This is a genomic window from Neotabrizicola shimadae, assembly GCF_019623905.1.
Taxonomy (GTDB): domain Bacteria; phylum Pseudomonadota; class Alphaproteobacteria; order Rhodobacterales; family Rhodobacteraceae; genus Neotabrizicola; species Neotabrizicola shimadae.
The window spans coordinates 2530324-2552745 of sequence record NZ_CP069370.1; the positions used below are offsets into that span (position 1 = coordinate 2530324).

The 22422-nt window shown below is 63.9% G+C and carries 21 protein-coding genes, 1 tRNA gene and 1 pseudogene; 4 read left to right on the top strand and 19 right to left on the bottom strand.

Annotated elements, in window-relative coordinates; all coding sequences use genetic code 11:
- Positions 1-26: 26 nt before the first annotated feature.
- Both JO391_RS12275 and hisI read right to left on the bottom strand, forming a co-directional pair.
- Positions 27-422, bottom strand: coding sequence for a Fur family transcriptional regulator (locus tag JO391_RS12275; protein ID WP_220660777.1), 396 nt, complete (start codon positions 420-422; stop codon positions 27-29).
- Positions 422-892: a phosphoribosyl-AMP cyclohydrolase gene (hisI, locus tag JO391_RS12280; RefSeq protein ID WP_220660778.1), complete on the bottom strand. Its 471-nt coding sequence runs from the start codon at positions 890-892 to the stop codon at positions 422-424. The genes JO391_RS12275 and hisI overlap by 1 nt, the downstream gene beginning before the upstream one ends.
- A 73-nt stretch (positions 893-965) precedes the next feature.
- On the opposite strand from hisI, the gene JO391_RS12285 reads away from it, so the two are divergent.
- A complete protein-coding gene (locus JO391_RS12285) occupies positions 966-2099 on the top strand; it encodes a CobW family GTP-binding protein (protein WP_220660779.1) in 1134 nt (377 codons plus the stop codon).
- Positions 2100-2170: 71 nt separating this feature from the next.
- Here the strand turns inward: JO391_RS12285 and JO391_RS12290 are convergent, their stop codons facing one another.
- Entirely contained in the window at positions 2171-2815 is a 645-nt protein-coding gene (locus JO391_RS12290; protein WP_259444685.1) for a site-specific integrase, read from the bottom strand.
- 174 nt (positions 2816-2989) lie between these two features.
- Between JO391_RS12290 and istA the strand changes: the two genes are divergently transcribed.
- On the top strand, positions 2990-4528 hold the full coding sequence (istA, locus tag JO391_RS12295) for an IS21 family transposase (protein WP_220660780.1): 1539 nt from the start codon (positions 2990-2992) through the stop codon (positions 4526-4528).
- A 14-nt stretch (positions 4529-4542) separates the two neighbouring features.
- Positions 4543-5307 (top strand): IS21-like element helper ATPase IstB, encoded by a 765-nt coding sequence (istB, locus tag JO391_RS12300; protein WP_220660781.1) that lies wholly within the window; start codon positions 4543-4545, stop codon positions 5305-5307.
- 5 nt (positions 5308-5312) lie between these two features.
- On the opposite strand, the gene JO391_RS12305 is transcribed toward istB, so the two are convergent.
- The 14 genes and pseudogenes from JO391_RS12305 to JO391_RS12365 form a co-directional block, all read right to left on the bottom strand.
- Complete coding sequence (locus JO391_RS12305; RefSeq protein WP_220660782.1) at positions 5313-5810, bottom strand: hypothetical protein; 498 nt, start codon at positions 5808-5810, stop codon at positions 5313-5315.
- Complete coding sequence (locus JO391_RS12310; RefSeq protein WP_220660783.1) at positions 5803-6891, bottom strand: hypothetical protein; 1089 nt, start codon at positions 6889-6891, stop codon at positions 5803-5805. Before JO391_RS12310 ends, JO391_RS12305 begins: the two co-directional genes overlap by 8 nt.
- 601 nt (positions 6892-7492) lie before the next feature.
- Positions 7493-8251, bottom strand: a complete 759-nt coding sequence (locus JO391_RS12315; RefSeq protein WP_220660784.1) for a hypothetical protein — start codon at positions 8249-8251, stop codon at positions 7493-7495.
- A 247-nt stretch (positions 8252-8498) separates the two neighbouring features.
- Entirely contained in the window at positions 8499-9911 is a 1413-nt protein-coding gene (locus JO391_RS12320; protein WP_220660785.1) for a site-specific integrase, read from the bottom strand.
- Positions 9912-9938: 27 nt separating this feature from the next.
- Positions 9939-10067 (bottom strand): annotated as a pseudogene (locus tag JO391_RS21795) (DUF6538 domain-containing protein); the annotation flags it as partial.
- Between the two features lie 104 nt (positions 10068-10171).
- Positions 10172-10247 (bottom strand) — tRNA-Ala (locus JO391_RS12325).
- A 125-nt stretch (positions 10248-10372) separates the two neighbouring features.
- Positions 10373-10576: a hypothetical protein gene (locus JO391_RS12330; protein WP_220660786.1), complete on the bottom strand. Its 204-nt coding sequence runs from the start codon at positions 10574-10576 to the stop codon at positions 10373-10375.
- A 141-nt stretch (positions 10577-10717) separates the two neighbouring features.
- Positions 10718-11356 (bottom strand): response regulator, encoded by a 639-nt coding sequence (locus JO391_RS12335; protein ID WP_220660787.1) that lies wholly within the window; start codon positions 11354-11356, stop codon positions 10718-10720.
- On the bottom strand, positions 11356-12660 hold the full coding sequence (locus tag JO391_RS12340) for a sensor histidine kinase (protein WP_220660788.1): 1305 nt from the start codon (positions 12658-12660) through the stop codon (positions 11356-11358). Before JO391_RS12340 ends, JO391_RS12335 begins: the two co-directional genes overlap by 1 nt.
- Positions 12661-12801: 141 nt before the next feature.
- Positions 12802-13248: a thioredoxin TrxC gene (trxC, locus tag JO391_RS12345; protein ID WP_220660789.1), complete on the bottom strand. Its 447-nt coding sequence runs from the start codon at positions 13246-13248 to the stop codon at positions 12802-12804.
- Positions 13249-13320: 72 nt separating this feature from the next.
- A complete protein-coding gene (locus tag JO391_RS12350) occupies positions 13321-13638 on the bottom strand; it encodes a DUF3775 domain-containing protein (RefSeq protein ID WP_220660790.1) in 318 nt (105 codons plus the stop codon).
- 62 nt (positions 13639-13700) lie between these two features.
- Complete coding sequence (locus JO391_RS12355; protein WP_220660791.1) at positions 13701-14024, bottom strand: AzlD domain-containing protein; 324 nt, start codon at positions 14022-14024, stop codon at positions 13701-13703.
- Positions 14021-14722: an AzlC family ABC transporter permease gene (locus tag JO391_RS12360; RefSeq protein WP_220660792.1), complete on the bottom strand. Its 702-nt coding sequence runs from the start codon at positions 14720-14722 to the stop codon at positions 14021-14023. The genes JO391_RS12355 and JO391_RS12360 overlap by 4 nt, the downstream gene beginning before the upstream one ends.
- Positions 14723-14867: 145 nt before the next feature.
- Entirely contained in the window at positions 14868-15809 is a 942-nt protein-coding gene (locus JO391_RS12365; protein WP_220660793.1) for an alpha/beta fold hydrolase, read from the bottom strand.
- A 75-nt stretch (positions 15810-15884) separates the two neighbouring features.
- On the opposite strand from JO391_RS12365, the gene JO391_RS12370 reads away from it, so the two are divergent.
- Entirely contained in the window at positions 15885-16523 is a 639-nt protein-coding gene (locus JO391_RS12370; RefSeq protein WP_220660794.1) for a TetR/AcrR family transcriptional regulator C-terminal domain-containing protein, read from the top strand.
- A gap of 72 nt (positions 16524-16595) precedes the next feature.
- Here the strand turns inward: JO391_RS12370 and JO391_RS12375 are convergent, their stop codons facing one another.
- Positions 16596-17186 carry a (d)CMP kinase gene (locus JO391_RS12375; protein WP_220660795.1) on the bottom strand — a complete coding sequence of 197 codons (591 nt, stop codon included), beginning with the start codon at positions 17184-17186 and terminating at the stop codon, positions 16596-16598.
- Between the two features lie 118 nt (positions 17187-17304).
- Entirely contained in the window at positions 17305-22413 is a 5109-nt protein-coding gene (locus tag JO391_RS21530; RefSeq protein WP_259444686.1) for a beta strand repeat-containing protein, read from the bottom strand.
- Positions 22414-22422 lie beyond the last annotated feature (9 nt).

The window sequence follows — 22422 nt, forward strand, 5'->3', positions numbered from 1 at the left end:
GGCCCCGGAAAGAAGAAGATCGCGCTTCATGCCCGGTCCTCCGCGCAGTCACCGCAGCGGCCATGCACCTCGATGGTCTGGCGGGCCTCGGCAAAACCCTCGGCGGCCAGGCGCTGATGCAGGCTTTCCAACAGGCCGGGAGCTTCGACACCACGCACCGTCCCGCAATCGTCGCAGATCACCACCACGCCGGGGCGGATGGCCGCAACCGGAGCCCAGGCGCGCAGGGTTTCGATCCGGCGGATCAGGCCCGCCTCCTCCAGCCCCTTCAGTGCCCGGTACACAGTGGGCGGCGCCACCGCGCCGCGATCCGTCTGCATCCGGCCCAGAAGTTGATAGGCGGTCATCGGCGCGTTGGCCGCGCGCAGATGGTTCAGCACCTGCACCTGATTGGGGGTCAGATGGTCTGCGCTCTGCCCCATCACAGCACCGTCGGGTTGGGCGCATCGCCATAGACGGCGACCGGATCGAACCGCTTGGCCGCTTCGACGAACCGCAGCGGCGCACCTGCCCGATCCCCGAACGGCACCGCGCGGTAGAAGCAGGACCGATAGCCCACATGGCAGGACGCGCCTGACTCTGCCACCTCGACCGCCAGCCACAGCGCATCCTGATCGTCGTCGATCCGTATCTCGACCACGCGCTGCACAAGGCCCGAGGTCGCGCCCTTGTGCCAGACCGCTTGACGGGTGCGGCTGAAGTGATGCGCCTCTCCCGTTGCGATGGTCAGGCGCAGGGCCTCGGCGTTCATCCAGCCGATCATCAGCACCGTGCCATCACCCGCATCGCTCGCGACGCAGGGCATAAGCCCGTCCATCGGAACACGCGGGGCTAGGGTCTGGCCCTCTTCCACGTCAAGAACCGAAAGGCGGGGGGCGAAGGTGATGTTCATGGGGATTGCTTTCGACAGATCGTCGGCAGATATACGTTACAGTATAACATTGCGCAAGTCGGATGACCGCTCTATGCCGAAACGTATCCCCCTGACGCTCATCACCGGCTATCTGGCTGCGGGCAAGACCACGCTGCTGAACGCGCTCCTGCGCGATGCGTCGGCGGGCCGGATCGCGGTGGTGGTGAACGAGTTCGGCGATGTGGGCCTCGACCACGACCTGATCGTCGAGACGACCGAGGAAACGGTGCTGCTATCGTCAGGCTGCATGTGCTGCACGGTGCGCGGTGATCTGGTGCAGGCGCTGGAGGGGCTGTTCGAAAAGCGCAGCGCAGGCAAGCTGGACTTTGACCGCATCGTGATCGAGACGACAGGCCTCGCCGATCCCGCGCCGATCCTGCACACGCTGATCGTGACGCCCGGTCTTGGTGCGGCCCTGCGGATGGATGGCGTGGTCACCGTCTGTGATGCCGTGAACGGCCCCGTAACGCTGGACCGTGGGTTTGAAAGCGTCCAGCAAGTCGCGATGGCCGATGTGCTGGTGCTGTCGAAGACCGACCTGGTCACACCCACACAAGCGGCGAAGTTCCGCGCCCGGCTAGCGGCTTTGGCGCCGGGAGCAAAGATCGTCACGGCAAGTCAGGGCGCGGTCCCCATCAACGAACTCTTCGGCCACGGCGCGCCCGACATGGGCGGCGCATTGCCCGAGGCCGAGGCATGGGTCAACACGCCCGCCTATGCGCTGTCTTCCTTGCCGCTGCCGGTTCTGACTAAGCCCGGCGCGTCTTTGGCTGGCGCGGGTCCGACCTATGGCCTTTTCGGAATGGCTCCCACCCCGACCCCCAGCCTGATTTCTGCCATCATCCCCGCCGCGCATCACGACGACCGAATCTCCTCGGTCTCGATGGTCTTCGATGACCCGATCCATCCGATCATGCTGGACATCTGGCTGGAAACCCTGATCGCCGCCCGCGGCCCTGACATCTTGCGCGTGAAGGCTGTGATCTGGGCAGACGGCTTCGACACGCCCTTCGTGATCCACGGCGTGCAGCACATCATCGACCCACCCATTCGCCTTGCCCGCTGGAATGGCACCGACCGCAAGAGCCGCGTCGTCATCATCGGCCGCGACCTGCCGCGTGAGGCCTTGCTCGAGAGCCTGGAGGTACTGAAAACGCGGCCAATGGTACATCCGCTACCGGCCTGAAGTGAACGACCGCTTCATTGGATACCTGCGACACAAGGACGAAACTGCGAACGGCCGCTTCCCGCCCTTCCCTACAACAGTGCCCCCACCGCATTGCCAGTGAACAGTTCACCCTCGCGGACGTAGCGCGCCAGCATGGCGTCTGAGGCATGGCCGGTCTGGGCGCGGATTTTCAAGGTGGAGACCCCTGCCTGTGCCGCGCTGGTGGCAAAGCCTGCCCGCAGGCTGTTGCCGGAGTAGCCTTCGGGGTCGATCCCTGCCGCTGCCAGCCGTTCCCGCAGCAGGACCGACACGGCGTCCCCGGTAAGCGGGTTCGTAGCGACATGGCCGTGCCGGGTGATCGGGCGGAACAGGGAGCCGGTGTCGATGCCAGAGGCTGCAAGCCACGCCTCGACTGCCGTAACGGGGCAATGGCGGGTGCGTCCGTGCGGGATGCCGATGCGTCGCCCCGCCGCCTCTTGATCGGTCTTGCTGCGCCGGATGGTCACGATCAGCCCTTGGCGGGCGGTTTCGATGTCGGCCCGTTCCAGCGCCACAAGTTCGGAGCGGCGGAAGCCCCCGGCGAAGCCCAGGAGCAACAGCGCCCGGTCGCGATGGTCGCGCAGGGTTTCCCCCAGGCTGTCCAGCACCAGCAGCAGGTCATCGCGCATCAGCGGTTTGGCCTGTCGTTGTGCGGTGCCGTGCTTGCGGCGCAGGCCGCGCAATGTGGCCTTCACGTGCGTGTTCCACGTGATCGTGGGCAGTCATTCCACGGGATGATGGGCAGTGTTTCCACGTGATCGTGGGCGGCTGTTCCACGGCATTGTGGGCATGTGTTCCACGCGAAGGTGGGCAGTTTTGACCGACAATCTGAAGCTACGGTGTCCCTGTGTTTGAAGGGGAGAGCCGAGATGCCAACGGGACGATTGTCGATGCGACGGATACGCGATGTTTTGAGGCTCCGACTGGGGCAGAAGCTAAGTGAGCGGCAGATTTCTGCGTCGCTTGGGTTGGGAAAGGGCACTGTAGGTTCGTACTTAAGTCGTGCGCGTGCAGCAGGCTTGAGTTGGCCTTTGCCCGACGGGCTTTCTGACGATGACCTTGAGTTGCTACTTTTTCCTGCGCCGCCTGCGGTCAGCGACCCGGAGCGTCCGGTTCCAGATTGGGTTGAGATTGACCGAGAGTTGCGCCGCCCTGGGGTCACCCGCGCCTTGCTCTGGGAGGAGTATCGGCAAGCCTACCCTCATGGCTTTGGATATGCTTGGTTCTGTGAACATTACGACGCTTGGAAGGGTCGTGTCCGCCCGACGATGCGGCAGACGCATGTTGGTGGTGAGAAAGTCTTTGTCGACTTTGCGGGCGACACGATTGATGTAATCGACCCGGTAACGGGCGAGGCCCGTGCGATGAAACTCTTTGTCGCCACGTTGGGTGCGTCCAACTACACCTATGCCGAGGCTGTCGGGTCCGAAGGCCTTGAAGACTGGATCCTTGCCCATGTCCGAATGTTCGCCTTCCTTGGCGGAGCGCCGCGTGCTGTTGTACCGGACAATCTGAAGTCGGCTGTTCTGAAGGCAGATCGCTACGATCCAGGATTGAACCGGACCTATGCGGAAATGGCCGCGCACTATGGGACGGCTGTATTACCTGCACGTCCCTACAAGCCCCGAGACAAAGCCAAAGTTGAAGTTGCAGTGCAGGTTGCACAGCGCTGGGTACTGGCTTGCTTGCGCAATCGCCGCTTCTTCTGCCTGCGCGATCTCAATGCTGCGATAAAACTGTTGGTTGATCGGCTCAACACGCGTGTCATGCGCGGCTACAGCGCCAGTCGAGCTGATCTTTTTGCGACCCTGGATCGACCCAACCTCCAGCCTCTACCATCTGAGCCCTACGAATTTGCGCTTTGGAAGAAGGCTCGTGTTGCGCCCGATTACCATGTTGAGGTGAATAGTTCTTGGTATTCTGTGCCCTTTGGTCTGATCCGCCAGGAAGTCGATATCAGAGTTTGTGGCGATGTGGTGGAGGTCTTCCATAAGGGTGTGCGCGTTGCCAGCCATCCGCGCTGCCTGGGTCGACGTAGCCATGTGACACTCGCGGAACATATGCCATCAGCCCATCGGCGGCATGCTGACTGGACGCCCGCGAGGATCCTCGCTCAGGCGGAAAAACTTGGGCCGTCCGTGGCGTCGTTTTGCGAAACCATCATGACCGACCGCCCCCACCCTGAGCAGGGCTTCAGAACCTGTCTGGGTATCTTGGCCTTGGCAAAGAGCTATGAGCCCGCACGCATCGATGCGGCCTGCCGACGGGGCTTGAGCATCCGCGCCCGATCTGTGGCTTCCATCAAATCCATCCTCAAAGCCCGCCTAGACCAAGCCTTCCTCGACGAAAACGCTGAAGAGGCGCCGCTGCAGCACGCCAACATCCGTGGCCAGAGCTACTATCACTAGAAGGAAACCAAAACTTGCTGAAACACCCAACGACAGAACGGCTAATCGCCCTCGGCCTGACAGGGATGGCCAATGCACTCGATGAGCAACGCCGTGCAGAGGCCACATTCGATGCTCTAGGCTTCGAGGATCGCCTTGGTTTGCTTGTCGACCGCGAAACGACGGAGCGCGACACCAAGCGTATGGCGACACGGCTGCGCTTTGCGGCATTGCGCCAGTCTGCCAGCGTCGAAGATTTGGACATGCGCACCCCGCGCGGAATTGATCGGGCGCTGATGGCGCACCTCATCGATGGCAGTTGGATCATGCGTCACGAAAATCTCTTGATCACGGGGCCGACGGGATTGGGGAAAAGTTGGATAGCTTGCGCTCTAGCCCACAAAGCTTGCCGAGACGGCCATATAGCTGCTTATCACCGCGTACCGCGCCTGTTCGAAACCTTGAGCATTGCCCGTGGTGATGGCCGCCACGCCAACCTCCTCAAGACACTTGCAAAGACCAAGCTGCTGATACTCGACGATTGGGGACTATCAGTTCTGACAATGTCTGAACGGCGGGATCTCCTCGAAATCCTCGAAGACAGACACGGACGTGGATCCACCATCGTGACCAGCCAACTCCCCGTCGAGCACTGGCATGAGGCCGTTGGTGACCCAACCCTTGCCGACGCCATCCTTGATCGCCTCGTACACAACGCACATCGCCTACCTCTCTCCGGTGAAAGCATGCGACGCAAAAAAGCACTGATGAAAATCCTTGACCCCACCGCTCAACACTGACTCCATCACGCTGTCGGCAAAACTGCCCGAGCGTCCGTGGAATCGATGCCCACGATGCCGTGGAACACGCGCCCAGCTTCGCGTGGAACAGCTGCCCAACTCCCGTGGAATACGCACTTCACGATCTCGGCTCGGCAGGGGTTCGGCAGGCCCGCCATTTCGTGTGCCTTGGAGATCGAGGCCACCCGGCGCTGGATGGTCGCCACTGCATGTTGCCCCGCGTGATCGCCGATGTAGGCGCAGACGGTGGCGGGGACTGCCGGCAGCGACCCGCCCCAGGCTTGGAAGTGGGCAAGATCGCCTCGAAGGGCACGTTCCGTAGCCCGGGCGAGGCTATGCCGGAGCAGGTCGGTCGCTTCTTCGGACAGGGCATCCCGAACACCCGGAAGGAACAAATCGTTTGTGCAATTAACTGCAAATTGTTCTTCCGCTCGTTCTTCCAGAGTGCCGTGGTTGACCCGTGATAAGAGGGGATTATCCGAGGTTAGAACCAGATCACGCATGGTGCTTGCCCCCCATGACCTGGGCGCGGATCGCATTCAAATCCGGGATGGCGGCGCGCATGAGGGTAAGTGCGTTGTCGGCCTGGCCCGGAGGCAACCCGAAGCACTCCCGCTCCATGATCCGCCGCAACTCCTTGCCGCGCGCGCCGTCGCGCCGGTTCAGGCAAAGGCCGCTCTCGACCCGGAACAGGGCCTGGGCGAGGACTTCGACCCGGCCAGCGACCGGGAGGGATTGCCTGGCCCAGGCGCTGATGCCTGCATCGGTCTGAAGCAGCTTTGCGAGGGCTGCCCGTCCTTCACGGGTAAACATGTCCAAGGCCCAGCCGGGCAGATCGGCAATGGCGCTTTCCTCCGGGAGTGGATCATCCTCGGTCTGTTCCCGAAGGCCGTTTTCTAGACTGAGCAGGGCCACCAAGGGCGCGAGCAATTGACCCGTGCGGCGGTAGCCTTCCTCCGCGATGGCAAGGGTTGTGGGGGCCACACCCACTTCGTCGAGCAGGTCGAAGCCAAGGTCGGCACTGCCCAGGCGCGCAGGAGCAAGGTCGCGATCCCCGATGATCATCCGCAGCGCCAGAGCGCGGAGCGGCAGCTGCTCTGCCGTGAGGGCAACCAACCGCAGCCGTGACACGGGAAGCCTCGCAAGCCGAAGCCGGTTCTCCGCGAGGCCCGGCCAGCTGTCGAGCAGGCAGAGCAGATCATCTGCCGCACGGTTCTTCGGTGCCGCCGCCATTCGCACCACAATCGCGGCGGCGACCGTCCACTCCCCTCCCAGGGACTGGCGGAACCGCTTGCCCCTCAACGCCGCCGCAACCATTCCGAGAGTGGGAAGATCGGCGACCCCGACATCCTCGAAGGCGATGATTCCGGCCCGGCGCCAGAACCGATCCGGTGAGGTCGCGAGCAGATTGGCGCTGGCGCGCAGGGCGAGTTCGGTTTTGCCGCGCCGGATCGCCTTTTGAAGCAAGCTCATCGCTTGCCAGGGCGTTGCGGGAATAGGGGTAAGACGGGGGTACACCCCCATCGTCAGAATCTCACGTTCCAGTTTGTCGCTGAAGCGGTCGAGAGGGAAAACTCTGATCATGCGCTCCTCCTTGAGCTGGGGAGCAGGACCGTTTTGCCCTCGGATAACGTATTCAGGAGCGGCGCACAGGGAAGAGGAAAGGCGGCTTTTCGCGGGCCTCTTCGAAGGTGTGTGGCCACCGCCGCCTAAGGCCTGCGAGCTGCCTGCGTTGCCACCCGGCAGCAGGGCTTATAGAGAACATCCACTAACGGGCTAGCTTAATGGTTTTCGCCAATAAAGCGAATACCGGTCTTGTCGCGGGAAGTGCCTTTCGAAACGAATCGGCACCGTGGGAGACATAGAAAGACCTACCCATATGTCTCTTCCTTCAATGCCTACCACTCCCAAGTATCAGCAGAGATCAACACATCTTGCTGCTTCCGCGATATCAGTGAAGCTCAAGTTACAGCTTCAGTTCTCCTTCCTTCGCCATCCAGAAATCAAGGTGATCCTTTGAAGTGTTCCCCGCTACTGACCTTCCCGCCTGTGCTCGCGCTCTTCCCGCAAGCGCAAGCTAAGGGAAGAACGTTGTTTACCATATCGTTTTCTTTGTGTGAAGCTGGTCATCATGGTAATCAACTCAATACTATACAATAGAAGCAAAGATTACGACACGGCGCCATCACACTCCCCAGGCTTCCAACCCCTCGTCCTGCATGCGCATCAAGTGGTACTCCATGGCCACGTGCCAGAACCGCCTGATCGTCGGAATGTGAGGACTGGGCAAGAACTTCTCATTGAAGTGGGCTGGGTCCGGGTCGAAGTGATCACCTTCGGAGTTTGCAGCCATGAATATCGCCAGCTTCATCCCAGCGCAGAACTCGCTCCAGTTCTCCAAGACCGTGGAGAAGATGTCTGGGGCCCAACCGACCGGGGCCTCCCTCGCCATGTGAACAAGGCATCCATATTCCTTTGCATCGGGGCGTTTGCCCTTCTTCTTCATCCACACTGATGCCATGATCCTGGCGAAATCCTCGTCCACCAAGTCACCCGGCTCAGCAACTCTAAGCAAAACGCACCTCTTTCCCTCCAACAGCAGCGTCATGCTTCGCAGAGGGATGCTCTTGGCTATTCGCCTGACCTGATCTGTGCAGACACCCAGCTTGTCTGCATAGAATGCCTGTGACCGGGCAGCCCAGGTCCGCCCGGAAGCATGGAACGGCTCAGATTTCACAAGTGAGCTGACAAGATCGAATAATGCTCGTTCCCTAGGATTCAGCTTTTCATAGGTGCGGTGAACTGCACACTTCTCGGCACTATAAGCCTTGATATGTGTGGTGGAGACCTTTCCGCTTCCAACAATGGGTGACTTGTAGCCACCAGCAAGGATAGCTTTCATCTCTTCTTTTGCGCTAGACTGGTTCAGAAAGAACGACTTCATCTTTGATGCCCTAGATATTCAGTTCTTTGGTGGCGCCGAAGCGCAGCCGATAGCCCGAGCCGGCAGCGAGCGGTATGTGAGAAAGCCTACGAAGCCGTCCACAAGGCTATCGCTCACCCTCAAGCGGTATGGAGGAACCCCAGGTCGAGGCCAGGATAGGAAATCCCGCGTACCCATTCAAACATCAGGTCCGGGTTCCCAGGATCGCCATAGGTCTCGCTGACATTCCGACCGTCGCTCCACCCCGCTATGTGTCGAAGGGCCTCGGGGGGGCCTTGAGACGCCTTAGCGCATCCCTGACGTTGTGGCGCAGGCTATACAGCGCTTGCCGCTGTCCCAGCTCAATCTCAGCGGGGATGAAGGTCCTGTTGAACGCCTTGCTCGGACGGTCAGTGCGGCTTCCATATTTGTCAGGCTTGATGCCGTCGAACAGCCAGGAGGCCGTCGATTCCGATGTGGCACTGCGCTCCCGCAGAAACTGCAGGAAGCCCATCCGAATCAACTCCGGGTGGATTGGGATGCGCCGTTTGCTTGTGTCGGTCTTGAGCGACATCGCCTCGTCTTCATTCAAGAGGTCGAGGTACCACGTGCCATTCTCAGTCCGTCGAACATCGGACACCTTCAACTGGAGGATCTCTCCCGGCCTCGCGCCCGAGAACAGCATCAGAAGTGGCAGCCAGAACCGCCAGGGTCGGTCAGCCTTCTGGTAGGGCTTGGCCGCTCCAGGCGCACAGGACTTGTAGAAGGCGCCGCTGAAGAAGCCCTTGAGCTGCTCGGGCGTCCAAGGCAGCCGCCTTTCCTCAGGGGCGACCTTTTCGCGCTTGATGGGTCGAACGTCCTCGGCCGGGTTGAAGCTGATGAGACGCTTCCGCACCGCCAGTTTCATGATCGCGCGGAACGTGTCGAGATAGAAGCCTTGCGTGTTCGCCGACAGGAGCGGCTTCCCATCCCTTGCTGCACGCTCAATCTGCTGCGCCAGCGGAAGCCCAGGATAGACCTTGGCCCGGTTGCTGGGAGTTGATGCGATCACTTCGCGCGCTCGTCGAACAGCATCGTCATCGATGGCGTCCAATGCGGTGTGTTCACCGATGACCTCGCAAATGTAGGCAGCGGCAGCCTTGATCCGATCCGAGCTCTTCTGCCGGTGGCCGTTCACCGAATGGTCTTTCAGGGTCTCCGCCACGAAGGTTTGCGCCAGTTCTCCAAATTCGACAGCCTTCGCTTTGCCAGGATCGAACAGAGGATCATGGAAGGCCCGGTCGAAGCGAAGGTCGTACCCGTCCAGCTTCCTGCTTCCGAGCTCGATCAGGCCGCGCCGTACGATCTCAGCGAACTTGAGCGCCACTAGCTCGTCGTCCCACTCGGCACCGGCCTGGGCGCGCACCTTGTCCGTGAGGCTGTCGACCCATTGTTCGCCGTTCGGGTCGTTAACTCGCCGGAGCGATTGAAGCTCGAATTGGGCGTCCGAGCGAAGGTGCTCTCGTTCCTCGGGGCTGCTAGGCATGTTGGCTTCGAGCCAAGTCTTGCGCCGCTTGTCGGCTGCCTCGACGTGCGCGACAAGATGCTCCGTGAGGTGGGAAAGACTTGCCGTCCGTCGACCGGCAGGAACGGATTTTTCCGCTGAGTGTTCTGCCGCCGCCAACCTCTCGTCGATGGCCACGTTCAATTTGTTCCGCAATGTCCTGGCTTCCTTCAGGTCAGAAGTCCTGAGACTCTGCTTGAAGAACGCTCGACCGATGATCGGAACCAGGTGTTTGGGTACTCGACGGAAGTAATGCCAAGTGTTCCCACGGAGTTGAAGATGATGAGTCTCCATCAAGGACCTCACGCCTCATGTATACCAGTTTTGTGACCAAGACTGAGGCTGAGTTCACTGAATACACAAAGAGTTACGTGTTTTCAGCTACTTGTTGAGACTACTGGTGGAGCAGAGGGGGATCGAACCCCTGACCTTATCATTGCGAACGATACGCTCTCCCGACTGAGCTACTGCCCCGCAACCAGTGGCCGGTCGTTTGGCGGATCACTCAGGGATTGTCAAGCCGCCCCAAGTGCGTGAGGCAACCCGCCCGGCTGCAGGAAAGGTGGGCGGGCGCCACAGGCGACCCGCCCCGATCAGCCTCAGCGGCAGGCGGGATGCTCGGCCGCGTCACCGGCGTCGTCGCAGCCCGAGCCTCCCTTAACGCGCGGCTTGCGGCGCTTTTCCACCATGTCACCGGCATGGATGCCAAGGGAAAAGGCGGGGCCGTCCGACACCGCAGCAAAGCTCGGCGCGGCGCTCAGGCCGAATGTGGCGATCAGTGCGGTCAGGACAATGGACTTCATGGTAACCTCCTCTTGTTTCAGGTGAGGTCAGGTTACCGCCCCGCTCTGCCCGGCCCCACTGTCGCAGGTCCGGCGATCCTGGCCGCCGGCTCGGTCCAAGGTCCGGCCCCAACTCGGACCAAAACCGTCAGACCTGAAGCGTCAGACCTTGCGGTGCTCGCGCATCAGAAGCGCCGCCTCGACCCGGTTGCGCAGGTGCAGTTTCTGCAGGATCGAGGTCATGTAGTGCTTCACCGTTTTCTCCTGCAGGTCCAGGAGACGCCCGACTTCCTTGTTGCTCTTGCCCTGGGCCACCAGCGACAGGATGTCCTCTTCGCGCTTCGACAGGACCGACAGCGGATCGACCGGCGCGGCGGCGGGACGCGCGCGCAGCGCCGTCAGCACCCGCCCGGCCAGCCCCGGCGACACATAGGTGCGCCCGGCCGCCAGGTCACGCACCACCGCCACCAGGTCATCCGCGCCGATGCCCTTCAGCACATAGCCGACGGCGCCGCCCTTCAGCGCCTGCATCAGGTCGCCCTCTTCCTCGGACGCTGTGATCATCGCCACGCGCGGCGGCGCCTCCATGGCCATGATCCACTCCAGCGCACCCATGCCGCCGCCCTTGGGCATCGAGATGTCCAGCAGCACCAGGTCCGGCCGAAGTGCCTGAACCTGTCGCACCGCGTCCTCGCCGTCGCCCGCCGTGCCCACCACCTCGATCTCGCCCGCATCGGCCAGGGTGCGGGCCAGCCCGTCGCGGTAGATCGGATGGTCGTCGGCCACCAGCACGCGGATCATCACAGCCCTCCCAGATCAAGCGTCACCACCAGCGCGGCCCCCGGCCCGTCGGTGCGGTTCTCCAGCTCCAGCCGGCCACCCAGACTCTCCACCCGGTCGGCCAGCCCGGCAAGGCCCATGTCGTCGTCATCCTCGCCCCGCGCCGGCGGCAGTTCGGCAAAGCCCGGCCCGCGGTCCAGCACGGCCACCCGGATCACCCAGTCCTTCAGCAACAGCCGGACCTCCTGGCCCCTGCCCCCGCCATGCCGCCAGCCGTTGGTCAGGCCTTCCTGCACCACACGGTAAAGACAGATCTTCACCGGCTCCGACACTTCGGCAGACCCGTCCCAGTCCACGGATACGGCCACAGGCTGACCGGTGCGCCCGCCATGCGCCTCGGCCAGGTCGCGCACGATCTCTTCCACGCTCCGCCGCCCGATGTCGGGCAGCGACACCCCCCGCGCAATGGTGCGGATCTCCACGATGGCATCCTTCACCGCCTTCTCCACCGCATCCAGTTCGGCCCGCGCCTCCTCCGTGGTCAGCCGCTTGCGCAAGGCGTCCAGCCGCAGCGCTGCAAAGCCCATCAGCTGCGCCGGCCCGTCATGCAGATCCGCCCCGATCCGCCGGAGCGTCAGGTCGCCCATCTGCGTCGCCCGCCCTGCCGCGCTCTGGATCCTTAGCCGCAGCGAGACATTGCGCGCCGACAGGTCCTGCAGCGCCAGGATCTGCCGGTCGATCGTGCGGCTGCCCTTCAGCACGATCACGAACAACGACCCGAAGATCGCCGCCATCACCGCCGCCACCGCCAGCCAGCTCATCGTCCGCGCCCGGCGCAAATCCTGCTCCAGCTGCGTGGCGATCTCGTAGAACTCGGCCACGGCGATCACCCGGCCCGTTCCCGTCTCGTGGATCGGCGAATAGATCTCCAGCAAAGGCACGCCAAGCGCCGCCTCTGCCCGGTCCTCCACATCCACGGTATCTTCGAAATCCGCCCGCACCTCGCCCTGCCAGGCCAGCCGCAGATTTTCCGTCACCGGGAAGCTCTGCCCCACGATCTCCTCGTTCGAGGCATCGACCAGCAATCCCCCCGGCCGCCAGATCTTGAACGACACCACCCGCCGGCCAAGCGCCGTCTCGGACAGAAGCCGCGCGATCTCGGCGCGCGACTCCTGCGACAGCCGCTCCTGCGTGGACAGATCCTGCGTCAGGGGCGCGACCGAGCTTTCCATGTACAGCGCGGTCGCATTGGCGGTGTTGCGCACCACCGTCTCCTCGATGCGCGCCCAGACCCAATAGCCCACCAGAACGGTGGCCAGCAGCATCACCACGCCACCCGCCAGCGCGAACTGCCCCGCCAGGGACAGGCGATCCCAATGGATTCGTCTCAGGTCACACCCTCCGGCGGCGCACGCCCGGAAAGACTAGGCCAAGCCCGCCCGCGCGCAAAGCCCGCACGGCAGGGTTCAGACCTTGGGCCCCATGTGCCCCTGGACAAAGGCCACAATCTCCGCCGCCGGCCGCGCACCGGCCAGCCGCGCCACCTCGCGCCCGCGCCGGTACAGGATCAGCGCCGGAATCCCCCGGATCCCCGCCCGTTGAGAGATCGCGGGAAAATCCTCGGTGTTCAGCTTCATCAGCCGCGCCCGGCCCTTCAGCGCCTGAGCCGCCTTGGCGAACTCGGGCGCCATCATCCGGCAGGGCCCGCACCAGGGCGCCCAGTAATCCACCAGCAGCGGCAACTCGTCGCCGCGCGTGGCCTTGTCATGCGCGCCCGCATCCAGCTCGGCCACGCGGCCATCCACCAGCGCCTCGCCGCAGCTGCCGCACTTCGGCCCCTGCGCCAGACGCGCCTCGGGCACCCGGTTCATCTGGCCGCAGACCGGGCAGGTCAGTTTCATGCTCTCGCTCATGGCCGCCTCACATTCCAATCAAGGAATACATGGGGCACCTGGCCAAAGGCACAAGGGCCGCCGCGCCAGAGGCTATAGGAAATCCTCTTCCGCGCCCGTCACATCCACGCCCATCGCCTCCAGCCCAGCCTCCAGGTTCTCCGCCAGATGCGGCATCCCCATCAGGTACTCGGCCGTCGGCACATTGGCCTGGTTGTAGGCTGTCTCCAGCGCTTCCTCGTATTCCTCGGCCTCAAAGGCCCCGCGGCCCACCCAGGCAATCGCCGTCAGATGCGCCTTCTCGTCCTCGTTCAGCGCCTCGATGAAGGCCACAAGCTCGGCCTCGCCCATCCGCCCCTCGCGCGATTCGAAGATGACGTGGACGACCTTTTCAGGGCTGATCTCGATCATGGCGCTGTCCTCCTTCGCCCATGATGCGCCGATGCGCGCAGGGTGCAAGCGTGAACACCGCCTCAGCCCAGACCGATTGCCACAGCCAGCCCATAGGCGGCCGACCCGGCCAGCGTGGCCAGCACCACCGACCGGCTGGCCCAGAACACGCCGCACACCGCCGCCACACCGGCCAGCAGCGGCACCCAGGGCCCCACCTGCATCATCGGCAGGACAGAGGCCACGAACAGCGTGCCAATCGCCGCCGGCCCCGTGGCCGACAGGAACCGCCCCATCGCGCCGCCCGGCAACCCGCGCGACCGGTTCAGAAGGATCGGCAGCACCCGGAACGCCCAGTTCGCCCCGCCCACGATCAGCGCCAGCACCAGAACCGACCAAGAGATCATGCCCGCCGCTCCCCCAGTCCTGCCACGCCCGCCACCGCCCCGGCCAGCATCCCGGCCAGAATCCCCGCCGTGCCAGACGAGGCCAGCGTCACCGCCACCGTGGCCATCGCCGCCACGGCGATGACCGGCACCTGCACCCGCGACAGGATCGACAACAACAGAGCCAGAAACAGCGCGGGCAGCATGAAGCCGAGCGCCGCATCCAGCACCGGCCACTCCTCCAGCGCCCCGCCGCCCGCCCAGGCGCCCACCGCCGTGCCCGAAACCCAGGCGGCATAGGCCACCAGCCCCAGCCCCGCGATGAACCGCTCCGACCACCCCTTCGGTCGCCGCGCCAGTAACCCAAGCGCCGCGCCGAACACCTCATCCGTCAGCCCAAAGCCCCAGACCGGCACCCACCGCGCCGGGGCCCCCTCGCCCGCCGCCCGCATCAGGGCCGGGCCGTACAACAGATGCCGCAGGTTCATCGCCACCAACGTCGCCGCCGACACCAGCACCGGCGCCCCACCGGTGATCAGCGCGATGGCCAGGAACTGCGAGGCGCCGGCATAGATCAGCACCGAAAGCGCCACCGCCTCGATCCCCGACAACCCCGCCCGTGTTGCCGCCACGCCAAAGGAAAAGGCAATCGGGAAATAGCCCAAGGCAATGGGCAGCGCGGCCAGAAGACCGTCACGAAATCGGGCGGGACCGGACATGAAACCCTCGCAGCACAGGCCGCAGGGGTATGGGGCGGACGAGGGCAAGTCAATCGGGGCACCCGCTGCCCCCGACCGAAACTGCCAACCGGGCCGGGACCTCCTCCAGCTGGCCCGCGTAACGGTTTGCGGCCCGTGCGCTGCGTCACGCCACGTCGAAAAACCCTGCCAACTGTTCGATGATCTCGTCAAAGAAGGCCGGGTCCAGCGCATGACCCATCTCGGGCAAGACCTGCAACACCGCACCCGGCAAGTGCTGCGCCGTCCATTCGGCGTGGCCTGGCGGGAAGATCGGATCGCCGCCGCCGTGGATCACCAGCACGGGCACGCCGATCCGCGCCAGCGCGGCCTCCGGAATATCCGGCGTTGCCATCTGCGCCCGGCGATGGTTGCTGTTGTTGGCCATGCGCGCTGTCAAACCATCGGCGCGACGCAATGCCAACGCGGCCACGCGCGCCCCCAGATCAGCCCAGAACCCTTCGTCAAAGGGCGAATCCGGCCCCTTGGCCAGCCGGAAGTTTTCCACGAACTGCCGCGCCGTCTCGGCCTCATCACGCGGCGCCTCGGAATTCAGCGCGATGACCTTGGCCACATAGTCCGCAGCCGGCCGGGGCAAGTCGCCCGGCATGGCCGCCGCACCGGCGAAGGCCGCGTTCTTTGGCCCAAGGCGCAGCGACGACATCAGAAGCGTCAAGGATGCGACGCGCTCCGGAGCGGTCAGGGCAATCAGGCAGGCCAGGCTCCCGCCCTGCGACAGCCCGACCACATGCGCCATGCGCAGGTCCAGTGCGTCCAGCACACCGATGGCATCCACCGCCAGATCCCCAAGCGTGTAGGGCGCCGCCTCAAAGTCGATATGGCTCGACAACCCGGTGTCGCGCTGGTCGAAACGCACGACAAAGACGCCCCGCTCTGCAAGCCCCTGGCAAAAGCTGTCGGGCCAGACCAGACCGGGGGCACTGTTTCCCATCACCAGCAGAACCGCCGGGCGACTGCGGTCGCCAAAGGTCTCGACATGGATCGACAGCGGCCCGACCTCAGCAAAGGTCGAGGAATCAGGGGAATGGGCAGCAGCATGGACGTTCATGGTCTTTCTCCAAATTTATCGTTGATAAATGCCCTTATCGACGATAAGTCAAGACCTGTCCATCACGAGGCGTAGATGAAGATCGATAGGACCCATGCCGTGAAAGAGGCCCTTGCCCTGCTGGACGAGGTCGGACTCGATGACCTCAGCACGCGCAAGCTGGCTCAGCGGCTCGGGGTTCAGCAGCCGGCGCTCTACTGGCATTTCCGCGACAAGCGCGCCCTTCTGGACGCCATGAATGCGGAACTCATGGCTCGTTCGGCGCATCGTCGCCCGCCTTTGCCGGGCGAGTCCTGGGAGGATTTCCTGCGGGCGCATGCCATCGGCTTTCGGGCCTGTCTGCTCGGGGTCAGGGATGGGGCGCGCGTTCATGCCGGCGCCCATGCTCAGCCCGTGGACCTGCCAATCGCCGAGGCGCAACTCGCCATCCTGACCGAGGCCGGCTTCCCGCCCGAAGATGCGCTTGGCGCGCTGGTCACGCTCGCGCGCTATGTCGTGGGCTTTGTCCTCGAAGAACAGGCCGAAGCTGCGCATCCCCCGGACCTGGAAACCATAGACGCGGCCCAGTTCCCGCTGCTGTCACAAGCGGCCGAAGCCTACCGCCAGACCGCGTCAGACAGGATGTTCCATTCCGGGCTGGAGGTGTTTCTCACGGGGCTCGCGTCCCTCGCGGTGGCGAAGGGCGGAAGGCAGCCGACCTCGGGCAATTCTTAAGTCCAAGTTAACTCGCGACCGTAACCCATTGAAATCGCTTATGTCGAAAAGGCGTCCGAGCTCGGACGCCCCTCAGCCCCCGGCCAGCCGTGCGGCCACCAGCCGGGTAGCCTCCGCCACCGCCTCCTCCGCCGTCAGGACCGAGGTGTCCAGCACCACGGCCTCCGCCGCCGGCCGTAGCGGGGCCTCGGCCCGACCCATGTCGCGGGCGTCCCGTTCGCGGACCTCGGCCAGCACCCGCGCCTCATCGCCCCCCACCTCCAGCCAGCGCCGACGGGCCCGCACCTCGGGCGAGGCCGTCACATAAAGCTTCACCTCGGCCTCCGGGCAGATCACCGTGCCGATGTCCCGGCCATCCAGCACCGCCCCGCCCTCCCGCCGGGCAAAGCGCCGCTGGAACTCCACCAGGGCCGCCCGCACCTCGGGGATCGCCGCCACCCGGCTCGCCGCCTGCCCCGCCGCCAGGCTGCGCAGGTCGTCCCGCGCCAGGTCCGCCGCCGTCAGCCCCCGCGCCGCCGCCACCGGATCGCCCCCAAGCGCCCCGACAGCCCGGTACAGCAGCCCCGTATCCAGATGGTGGAACCCGAACCGCGCGGCCACGGCCCGCGAGATCGTCCCCTTGCCAGCCGCCGCCGGCCCGTCAATCGCCACGGTGAAGATCATGAGCACCTCCGCCGCCTTGACTAGCGCGGAGCCCGACCGGATGGAACCGCCGGAACGCGCCGTCGCAAAGGACAGGGCGCCGAGCATGGCCCGGCGCCCTCCCGTCTTTCGGCCAACCTCAGACGATCAGGAAATCAGCCGCCGTCAGGCCCGCCAGGTTGGACAGCGTGGCGATCAGCACCGCCGAACCAGAACCGGTACCGTCGGCATCCCAGAACAGCAGACCATCGTCGTTGTCATAGACGACCTGGGCCATCGCCCCATCCGCCGTACCGCTCGCGTTCGAAACGAACTGCCCGGTCACGCCAAGGCTCGACCCGGCCACCAACCCGGCAAATCCCGCCGCCGCGAACTGGAAGGTATCGGCCGCCACGTTGAAGTCCGTGACGGTGTCGCCGCCCTCGGTGCTGCTGGCATAGGCGACGCGATCTGCCCCGGTTCCGAGCGTGATCTCGTCCTGACCCAATCCGCCAAGGACCACATCTGAACCGGCCCCGGCCAAGATCGTGTCATTGCCACCCAAACCTTCAATCCGGTTGACGCCAGCATTGCCATTCAGGATGTCGCCAAAGCCATCGGCCCCGCGCAGGTTCTCGATCGAGATCAACGTGTCGCCTTGCGCGTGTCCGCCGGACCCGGTGCTGTTCCCCGCTGTCACCGTCACAGCGGCGTCCGAGTCGGTGTAGTCCGCAGTGTCGACAGCCGCACCGCCGGTAAGCGTGTCAGCTCCGGCTCCACCACGCAGGAAGTCTACACCATCGCCACCGACAAGGTTGTCGCTTCCTTCGCCTCCCCACAGCACATCGCTGCCGGCTCGTCCATTCATCACGTCGTTGCCGCCACCGCCAAACAGGATGTTGGAACCCACACTGCCGTTAAGGGTGTCGCCGTAGTCCGAACCGATCAGGTACTCGATCAGCGCCAGGACGTCACCGGTGGCATGCCCCCCGGAAGCAACACCAACTTGCAGGTCCACGCTTACTGCAGCATCCGACGCGGCATACGAGGCGGTGTCAAAGCCGGAGTTGCCGTTCAGCACATCAGCGCCCGTTCCACCGACCAGCACGTCGTCGCCCGTGCCGCCGATCAATGTGTCACCGTTCACTCCGCCATAGATCGTATCGGCTCCGTCACCACCAGAGATCCGGACCTGACCGGTTGTCGTCGAAACCGTGTGCCAGACCTCGGAGGCCGAGGTCATGACGACGGTCGCGATAGAAGTGGTCACGTTGTCCAGCTCGCCAACCGTCGCACCGTCCACCGTGACATTGGTGACGGTGACCGCCGGCCCGGCGATCGTCTTGCCCGGTTCACCGACGCGGATCGCGGTAGAGGTTCCGATGATGCTGCCATTTTGCACGATCAGCGCACCGGTGTAGTAGGCCGGGTTGGTGTTGTAGCTGCTGGCGTCGTTGCGGGCCTTGATCGCGATGGCCGCGCCGAAGTCCTGAAGCACGGTGTCGGGCCCGGCCGAAAGGCCGACATCGGTGAAGGTGAACCCGTCGATGATGATGCCCGAATAGGGCGTACCGTTGTCGTATTTCAGGTTGATGTCGATGCCGGCACCGAACTCGCCGACCTGAGCGCTGCTCCCGAAGGCGGGGCCTCGCCCGAACTGCCCGACATCGTTCATGACAATGTCGAGGATCGAGACATTGTCCCCGGTTTCCAGATAGATCCCCTTCTCGCCCAGACCGTCGAAGGTGGTGCCGTCGATCACCAGCCCATTGACACGGCCCGCCGCGCCAACTGCCTTGAAGAACGAGATGCCCTGGTAGCTGTCAGAGATCGTGCCGCCGTTGATGGTGATGTTCGTGACGGTGGCCGCCGTGCCCTTGCGGATGCCGACTTCGGTATCGGTGATGTCCACATCCGTCAGGGTCACGTTGGAGATGCCGTTGCCCAGTTCGACCCCCACATAGAAGGAGTCGATTGTCAGGTTCTGCAGCGACACGCCGCTGGCAGCGATGGTGATGCCCGCGCCCGCGCTGTTGTTGTACGATGTTGCGGTCTCGAAGAACTCCTTGACCGAGCCCGTGATGCCGTTGTCTGCCTCGAACGACCCTGCGATCACGATGTTCGCCGGATCGCCGATGCCCTTGATGGTGAGGTTGTTCTGCGTGATCGTGAATTTTCCGGAGTAGGTGCCCTCACCGATCAGGATGGTATCGCCATCCCCGGCCAGAAGCAGCGCCTCCTGGATGGTCGCGATGCCGCCTTGGCCCACCAGGATGATCTTGCCCGTACCGCCGTCGTCCACGATCTCGACATTCTGCAGGCTGTCGGCACCATCGCCGGAAGTGGTCACCGTCCAGACCCCGCCCGAGGCCGAGAAGGTGGCCGTTCCTGCCACGACCACCGTGTCGGTACCCGCGCCGCCATCGATGCTGTCGTTGCCCTCGCCGCCCGTCACCGTGTCGTTGCCGTTGCCGGCGCTCACCGTATCTGCAAAGTCGGTGGCAATGATCGTATTGGCCCCGGCGTTGCCCATGATGCTCAGCGCGTTTCCAACCGCAGAGGCATCGACACCAAGGCCGGTGCTGCCGGTGGCAAGGGTCACATTCTCGATGCTGGTAACATCGACCGAGAGGACCAGCGTCTCGGCCGCGGCAGAGCCGAACAGCAGCGTATCGGTTCCTGCGCCCCCATCGACCTGCTCGCCCGTGGCGAATTCGGCGGCCGCGGAATAGCCGAACAGGTCATTGCCGTCCCCACCCGACAGGTCATCCGCTCCGCCACGGCCGTTCAGGAAATCGCTGCCGTCCGTGCCGGTAAAGGTGTCGTCCGCCGAAAGGCCCTGAAGTTGCGAGATCTGCCCGTTGAGGCTGTTCGTGCCGTCCACGCCGGTGGAGAGGTCGACCAAACCACTGACACCATCGAAGTTCACCAGCGTCCAGCGGGCCGAAGCGTCGATGTCGAGCCCGGTGATGCTGTTCGAAGCGAAGGACTGGATGTTGTAGAAGGACACGACATCCGAGCCGTAGAACCCGGTGATATCGACATTGTCGATGATCAGCACACCGGCATCGATATAGCCGCCGACGCCCGGCGTACCCGTCCGTACACCACTGACCGAGATGGCCTTGTCCGGGTTAACGGTGGCACCCGAGGTGCTGATGGTGCCGCCCCGGAATGCCGCATCGCCCTGGTCAGTGGCAGGGCCGGTGAAGGTGGAATCCCTCACGGTGAGGTTTCCATTGAAACCGAACAGGTTCACATGACCCTGGCCGCGGGCGCCGGTGTAGTAGAACCCGTTGTTCTCGAACACCACGCCGTCGAACACAAAGGAGCCGATGGTGTTGAGGTTCGTGGGGGACGAGCCGTTGGAGGGGTGAGAGTAGAACAGGCCCTGCGATCCGGCATTGCTGATCGAGCCGCCGATGATCTCGACCGCGCCCGCATTGACGCCCGGCCCGTCGATGGCGGAGGACTGAACCAACACGCCGTAGAACCGGCCCGTTGCGTCGATGTTCAGGCCGATGAAGCGCATCACATCGCCGGTCTCCATCGCGTCGGACACCGAAATCTGGCCCTGAACGGTGACACCGGAGCCCGCAGCCGCGATGGTGATGGCCTTGTCAGTGACGGTAACGTCACCGGCATAGGTTCCATCGGCAACAAGCACCTCGTCTCCGCCATCGGCCGCATTCACGCCCGCCTGGATCGAGGTGAACTCGCCCGACGCGGAAACGAGGATCACGTCCTTGTCGGCAAAGCTCAGCCGCCCCGCGCCCGTGATGGTGACGCTGTCCGTGCCGTTGGTTGCGGTGGCCGTGGTGCCGTTCCAGGTGATGGTCCAGTCGCCGCGGTTGCCGGACAAGACAACGACATCCGTGCCGCCGCCCGCATGGATCGTGTCATTGCCGCCGCTGCCGATGATGCGGTCGTTGCCGCCGCCGCTTTCGATAAGGTTGTCGGCCGAGGACCCGGTCACTGTGTCGTTGCCGTTGCCGGTGCGGATGCTCTCGATCGACGTCAGGCTTGCGGTGAAGGCGCCGGTCACGGCGCCTGTGGACAGGTTTGCCGTGATCGCGCCTGTCGCGGTCGAGGCGTCGAACGTGTCGACGCCGCCGCGACCGTCGATCACGTCGGCGCCGGCGGTCGCCACGAAGGTGTTCGCGCCCACATTGCCAAACAGGCCATCCGCCCCGGCCGAGCCCGAAACATTCTCGATGTTCAGCAGGCTGTCGATGCCGGTCGCAGTCGAGAAGGCGGTGCCGGTCATCAGGTCCACGAAGCTGCCGGCGGTGCCGGCATTTGCCATGAGCAGCGTGTCGGTGCCCAGACCACCGTCGACCGTGTCGTTGCCAGCAACGGCAAGGATCATGTCGTCGCCCGAGCCGTAATCATACAGGTTGCTGATCGGGCCGGGCACCTCGCCGGGGCTGAAATCGGTAATCAGCCCGACGTTGCCGCCCGCATCGCTGGAGAAATCGTTGCCAGTAACGGTGTCTCCGCCTTCACGCACACGCAGTTGCCCGCCGAAGCGATTGGTGAAGCCGGTGAAGGAGTTGCCCGAGATCAGAGAATCCTCGGCGTCAATTGTGACGAGAGAGTTGCCTTGGGCGTTGCCGTTCGCGTTTGTGCCACCCGCGGTGCCACTTACAATGTTATTGGTGAATGTGATGTTCGAGGCATTCTGTCCGTTGCCCCCCAGAACGACCAGCTGACGCGGCACGTTCGCATCGGTGAACTGACCGCCGAAGCCCTCGCCACCAGGAATGGTGCCAACGAAGGTCTGGCCCGAGAATGTGTTTCCGTCGATCAGCAGCCCCGTCAGCACGGCGCTCCATTCGCCCTGAAGACCGGCATCGCCGTTGGCAACGATCTCGTTGTCCTGGATGACCAGGTTAGAATGATCGCCCTGCAGGTAGACCGCTGCGGTTTCGATACCCGGATTGGGTCCGTCATACCCGTTGATGATGAACCCGTGGCCGGTGCCACCGATCGTTACGTCATTCACACCATTGGTGAGAACCACCGTACCAAGATCAGAAGAAGGCGGAGTGGGAGTCGCAGAACCGTTGATGATCACGCCACGGTCGCTTTCCGCCTTGAGCGTGATGCCGCTGGTCGAGATTGTGACGTTCTCGTTATAGACACCGTTCGCGACGGTAATGGTGGTTCCCGCAGATGCGGCAGTCACGGCCGCCTGAATCGACCAGAAGTTTGTGGCCGACTCGGGGATGCTGCGGTCAACGGTGAATTGGGTGGGAAGCGGCGCCAAGGTAACCTC

What these genes read in the sequence shown, in the direction of transcription:
- JO391_RS12335 (WP_220660787.1), bottom strand. Translation starts at nt 11,356, where the DNA reads ATGATCCGCGTGCTGGTGGCCGACGACCATCCGATCTACCGCGACGGG.
- trxC (WP_220660789.1), bottom strand. Translation starts at nt 13,248, where the DNA reads ATGAGCGAGAGCATGAAACTGACCTGCCCGGTCTGCGGCCAGATGAAC.
- JO391_RS12275 (WP_220660777.1), bottom strand. Translation starts at nt 422, where the DNA reads ATGGGGCAGAGCGCAGACCATCTGACCCCCAATCAGGTGCAGGTGCTG.
- hisI (WP_220660778.1), bottom strand. Translation starts at nt 892, where the DNA reads ATGAACATCACCTTCGCCCCCCGCCTTTCGGTTCTTGACGTGGAAGAG.
- JO391_RS12360 (WP_220660792.1), bottom strand. Translation starts at nt 14,722, where the DNA reads ATGTCCGGTCCCGCCCGATTTCGTGACGGTCTTCTGGCCGCGCTGCCC.
- JO391_RS12355 (WP_220660791.1), bottom strand. Translation starts at nt 14,024, where the DNA reads ATGATCTCTTGGTCGGTTCTGGTGCTGGCGCTGATCGTGGGCGGGGCG.
- JO391_RS12375 (WP_220660795.1), bottom strand. Translation starts at nt 17,186, where the DNA reads ATGATCTTCACCGTGGCGATTGACGGGCCGGCGGCGGCTGGCAAGGGG.
- JO391_RS12310 (WP_220660783.1), bottom strand. Translation starts at nt 6,891, where the DNA reads ATGATCAGAGTTTTCCCTCTCGACCGCTTCAGCGACAAACTGGAACGT.
- JO391_RS12315 (WP_220660784.1), bottom strand. Translation starts at nt 8,251, where the DNA reads ATGAAGTCGTTCTTTCTGAACCAGTCTAGCGCAAAAGAAGAGATGAAA.
- JO391_RS12330 (WP_220660786.1), bottom strand. Translation starts at nt 10,576, where the DNA reads ATGAAGTCCATTGTCCTGACCGCACTGATCGCCACATTCGGCCTGAGC.
- JO391_RS12370 (WP_220660794.1), top strand. Translation starts at nt 15,885, where the DNA reads ATGAAGATCGATAGGACCCATGCCGTGAAAGAGGCCCTTGCCCTGCTG.
- JO391_RS12350 (WP_220660790.1), bottom strand. Translation starts at nt 13,638, where the DNA reads ATGATCGAGATCAGCCCTGAAAAGGTCGTCCACGTCATCTTCGAATCG.
- JO391_RS12285 (WP_220660779.1), top strand. Translation starts at nt 966, where the DNA reads ATGCCGAAACGTATCCCCCTGACGCTCATCACCGGCTATCTGGCTGCG.
- JO391_RS12305 (WP_220660782.1), bottom strand. Translation starts at nt 5,810, where the DNA reads ATGCGTGATCTGGTTCTAACCTCGGATAATCCCCTCTTATCACGGGTC.
- istA (WP_220660780.1), top strand. Translation starts at nt 2,990, where the DNA reads ATGCCAACGGGACGATTGTCGATGCGACGGATACGCGATGTTTTGAGG.
- JO391_RS12365 (WP_220660793.1), bottom strand. Translation starts at nt 15,809, where the DNA reads ATGAACGTCCATGCTGCTGCCCATTCCCCTGATTCCTCGACCTTTGCT.
- JO391_RS12340 (WP_220660788.1), bottom strand. Translation starts at nt 12,660, where the DNA reads ATGCTGCTGGCCACCGTTCTGGTGGGCTATTGGGTCTGGGCGCGCATC.